The organism is Leisingera sp. (assembly GCF_034669605.1).
Taxonomy (GTDB): Bacteria; Pseudomonadota; Alphaproteobacteria; order Rhodobacterales; family Rhodobacteraceae; genus Leisingera.
Map to the genome: position 1 here is coordinate 1 of NZ_JAXMOX010000321.1, position 3,235 is coordinate 3,235.

At 62.1% G+C, this 3,235-nt stretch carries 4 protein-coding genes and 1 pseudogene; all 5 read right to left on the bottom strand.

Annotated features, from left to right (window positions below):
- A pseudogene (locus VOI29_RS23550) lies at positions 1-312 on the bottom strand (DUF3772 domain-containing protein); the annotation flags it as partial.
- Positions 309-1,343: a cysteine synthase A gene (locus tag VOI29_RS23555; RefSeq protein ID WP_323784201.1), complete on the bottom strand. Its 1,035-nt coding sequence runs from the start codon at positions 1,341-1,343 to the stop codon at positions 309-311. The pseudogene VOI29_RS23550 and the gene VOI29_RS23555, both read right to left, overlap by 4 nt.
- A gap of 68 nt (positions 1,344-1,411) precedes the next feature.
- On the bottom strand, positions 1,412-2,536 hold the full coding sequence (locus tag VOI29_RS23560; RefSeq protein WP_323784203.1) for an NUDIX domain-containing protein: 1,125 nt from the start codon (positions 2,534-2,536) through the stop codon (positions 1,412-1,414).
- 29 nt (positions 2,537-2,565) lie between these two features.
- Positions 2,566-3,006: a TrgA family protein gene (locus VOI29_RS23565; protein WP_323784205.1), complete on the bottom strand. Its 441-nt coding sequence runs from the start codon at positions 3,004-3,006 to the stop codon at positions 2,566-2,568.
- 30 nt (positions 3,007-3,036) lie between these two features.
- Positions 3,037-3,235 (bottom strand): class I SAM-dependent methyltransferase (locus VOI29_RS23570; RefSeq protein ID WP_323784207.1); only part of this gene is annotated, 199 nt, incomplete at its 5' end.

The following is a 3,235-nucleotide window of genomic DNA, read 5'->3' on the forward strand; positions in this document are numbered from 1 at the left end:
TTTGCCCTCACCAGGTGCCGCACCGAGCGCGTCAAGCTGGCCCTGCAAGGTCTCAACGCGGTCGCTGTTGCCGCGCTGCTGGGTCAGGAAACTTTGGCGGTAATCGGTCAGTTTCTTGCGCAGCTGCTCCAGCGCGGCGCTGGAGGCGCGCCGGGCGTCGATCACCTGCTCGGCGCGTTCAGCGGTCTTGAGCCAGTCCTGGTAATAGGCGCGGGATTCAGCTGTCAGCTGAGCCAGCGCAGGCAAGGCAAGGCCGGCCGTTAAGACCAGCCCCAGCAAAGCAGCCCGCAAAGCGGTTATGATAGGTGTCATACGTCCTCAAATACGCCTGGAATCGACGCGGGCGTATGCGTCATCCATTCTGGCACCGGCAGGTTCTTCTCCCGCAGGAAATCCGGATTGAACAGTTTGGACTGGTAGCGGGTGCCATAGTCGCACAGAACGGTGACAATGGTGTTGCCCGGGCCCATGTCCTTGGCCATACGCACAGCGCCGGCAATGTTGATGCCGGATGAGCCGCCCAGCACCAGGCCTTCCTCGTGCAGCAGATCAAAAACATAAGGCACCGCCTCAGCATCCGGAACCTGGTAGCTGAAGTCGGGCGTGAAGCCTTCCAGATTCTTGGTGATCCGGCCCTGGCCGATGCCTTCGGTGATTGAGCTGCCCTCGGAGGCCAGCTCGCCGGTGGTGTAAAAGGAGTACAGCGCAGCCCCCAGCGGATCGGCCAGAGCGACTTTGACGCCCTTGGGCTGCAGCGCTTCCGCCACCCCAGCCAGGGTGCCGCCGGAGCCGACCGCGCAGACAAAGCCATCAACCTTGCCGCCAGTCTGTTCCCAAATTTCCGGGCCGGTGGTTTCCACATGGGCCTGGCGGTTCGCCACATTGTCGAACTGATTGGCCCAGATGGCGCCGTTCGGTTCCGTCTTGGCCAGCTTTTCCGCCAAGCGCTGGGAATAGCGCACGTAGTTGTTGGGGTTCTTGTAAGGCGCCGCCGGAACCTGGACCAGCTGGGCGCCGGCCAGGCGCAGCATGTCCTTTTTCTCTTCCGACTGGGTTTCCGGGATCACGATCACCGTCTTGAACCCCATCGAGGCGCCGACCAGCGCCAGGCCGATGCCGGTGTTGCCGGCAGTGCCTTCAACGATGGTGCCGCCGGGCTTCAGCGCGCCGCGGGCAATCGCGTCCTTGATGATATAGAGCGCGGCACGGTCCTTGACCGACTGGCCCGGATTCATGAATTCCGCCTTGCCCAGGATCTCGCAGCCGGTCTCTTCGCTGACGCGGTTCAGGCGGATAAGAGGTGTGTGGCCGATGGCATCAGCCAGATCGCGTGCAATGCGCATGGTATCCCTTTCGATCGTTCCCCCAAGGTGTATCTAAGCGTCCCGGCGTTCACAAGGCGGGAAGCGGCTCAGGACGAGGCGTTGCGCAGCCGGCCGCGGTGGCGTGACAGCCACAGCGCCGCAGTCACCAGCGGCATGTCCTGATAGACTTGCGCATCAACGCCCGCCATCAGCTCATCGTAGCTGAGGATCCTGCTGCGGATGTCCTCGCCCTCGCCCGCAACTCCACCGCCGCCATTGACATCAGAAAGATCAGATATACCTATGAAAACATGAATAAATTCCGCCAGAGCGCCGCTGGAGGGGTAGACTTGCGCCACCGGTTCAAGGCGCTGGACTGTGACGCCTGCCTCCTCCTGCGCTTCGCGGATCGCGGTTTCGCCGGGCGTCTCGCCAGGGTCGATCACGCCCGCGACCGGCTCCCACATCCAGGGGTGCGCTTCGCCCATGATGAACGGCGGTGCGCGGAATTGCTCCACCAGCAGCACCTCATCACGCAGCGGATCGTAGGGCAGCAGCACCGCCGCATGCCCGGCCATTGCGGCAGAGCGCTCCATTACCGGACTCATGCTGCCGTCGAAGCGGCGGAATTGCAGTTCCATCTCCTCCATTGCGAAGAAGTTCAGATAGGCGCGGTTGTGGCTGTGGACGATCACGTCCTTTGCAAGGTCGTGCACCCCGTCACCGGGCCGGTCCTGTGCCTCCAGCCAGGCGGCAGCACGGCGGCGGACCGAGGGGAAACAGCGGGCCACCTCTTCGGCGGTCATCCGGCCATGATAGGACATCACCTCTTCGGCTGCGCGCAGGGACAGCGCGCCCCATTTCCGCACCCAGGCTGCCAGATCCCAGGGCTCGGCTGTCCGCCACAGGCCAGGTTCGGGGAAGTAAACCTCCGCCGGGGCGGCGCTGCCGTCCTCCAATTGCACGGAAACCGGTTTCAGCGCATAGCCAAAGCCGCCCTCGTAAAAATTGAGCGCATCCAGATCGGCAGGCGACAGATCTTGCACCAGAACGCCGTCAGCCGTTGCACCGTCGCGGGCCTCTATCGCCGGAAACGGCTGGTCGGCAACCTGATAGACACCATGGCCGGACAATTTTGCACCCTGCGCCTTAAGCGCCGCGCCGCTGCGGCCCAGCACCAGTTCAAGCAAAGGGATATGGCGCAGCGTGCCAAAGAAAAAGAGATCAGCCACGGATTACAACCTGTTGTTAAGAAGAAGTTTCAGCGCCATCGGCGAGAGGCGTTCTCGGCCGCGAGTCCAGCCAGAACCCCGCCCACGGCCAATGGCACCAGCACGGTTGGCACAGCGATAACAAAGAAATAATCCAATGCAATCACAAAGATCTGCGACAGTGCCTCAAACGGGCCGCCATAGCGGTGGCGCATGGCCAGACGGAACATCTCCCACGCGCCTTGGATGAACAGCGCCCACAGCACCATGACTGCCATGCCTGTCAGGCCATTGTTGATCGCGGGCACCAGGCCCCGGCCTGCGCGTTTGCCCATGAAGATCCAGCCGCTCAGCAGACCCAGCACGACATTCACATGCACGAAATAACCGAAATCCGTACCTTCGGGCATCTGCGGCATGACCAAGAAGGACACGACAAACGCCACCAAAGCCAGGCAAAAGGCGGCGGTCAGTCGGGCTCCGGTGGGCATGTCTGGTTACAATCCGTGCGGCCAGTTCAATCAGCGATGAGCAACTGTAATCTGCGTCACGTCGCAATTGCCAGCCTTAAAGGCCGCGGCACAGGATGTGAGGTAAAAGTTCCACATTTTGCGGAACCGGTCATCAAACCCCAAGCCCGCGATCTGATCCCAGCGGGTGTTGAACGTGTCGTGCCAGCGCCGCAAGGTCTGGTCGTAACTGTCGCCGAATTCAATCGAG

Coding starts and splice junctions, on each gene's coding strand:
- VOI29_RS23555 (WP_323784201.1), bottom strand. CDS start 1,343: ATGCGCATTGCACGCGATCTGGCTGATGCCATCGGCCACACACCTCTT.
- VOI29_RS23565 (WP_323784205.1), bottom strand. CDS start 3,006: ATGCCCACCGGAGCCCGACTGACCGCCGCCTTTTGCCTGGCTTTGGTG.